The organism is Nocardia thailandica NBRC 100428, from assembly GCF_000308795.1.
GTDB classification, from domain to species: domain Bacteria; phylum Actinomycetota; class Actinomycetes; order Mycobacteriales; family Mycobacteriaceae; genus Nocardia; species Nocardia thailandica.
In genome coordinates this window covers 1-561 of sequence record NZ_BAGK01000123.1, presented here as the reverse complement: position 1 = coordinate 561, position 561 = coordinate 1, and the positions used below count along the sequence as shown (strand labels likewise).

Genomic DNA, 561 nt, shown 5'->3' with positions numbered 1-561 from the left:
GCGCGAGGGCGCTTGGTCGGCCACCGCGCCGCGCATCGTGCCCCGCTCCACCGTCGGCGCGGGCGATTCCGCGCTCGCCGGGTACCTGCTCGCCGACGTCGCCGGCGCCGCGCCCGCCGACCGCCTGCGCGCCGCGGTCGCCTACGGCAGCGCCGCGACCGCCCTGCCCGGCACCGAACTCCCCGGCCCCGCGCACCCGGACCTCGCCGCCGTCACCGTGACGGCCCTGTCTCCCCTCCCCCACCTGTAGGAAGTCACCCCGATGGCCGATTCGATCATCACCCCGGACCTGATCACCCTCGACGCCGACCTCGGCGCCGACACCGCGTCGGTCATCGCCGCCCTCGCCGCCCGCCTCGCCGCGGCGGGCCGCGCCACCGATCCGGCGCCCGTCGCCGCGGCCGCGCTGGCCCGCGAGGCGCAGTCGGCGACCGGCCTGCCCGGCGGCATCGCCATTCCGCACTGCCGCGTCCCCGAGATCGCCACGGCCTCGCTGTGTTTCGCCCGGCTGTCCCCGAAGGTCGACTTCGGCGGCCCGGACGGCCCCGCGGATCTGGTCTT

Annotated in this window: 2 protein-coding genes; both read left to right on the top strand. The window is 78.3% G+C overall.

Annotated elements, in window-relative coordinates:
* The coding region (locus ON36_RS13000; protein ID WP_245558064.1) for a PfkB family carbohydrate kinase at positions 1–250 on the top strand (250 nt) is incomplete at its 5' end.
* Positions 251–262: 12 nt separating this feature from the next.
* Positions 263–561, top strand: a 299-nt coding sequence (locus tag ON36_RS12995) for a PTS sugar transporter subunit IIA (protein ID WP_043651976.1), incomplete at its 3' end; no start/stop codon positions are given.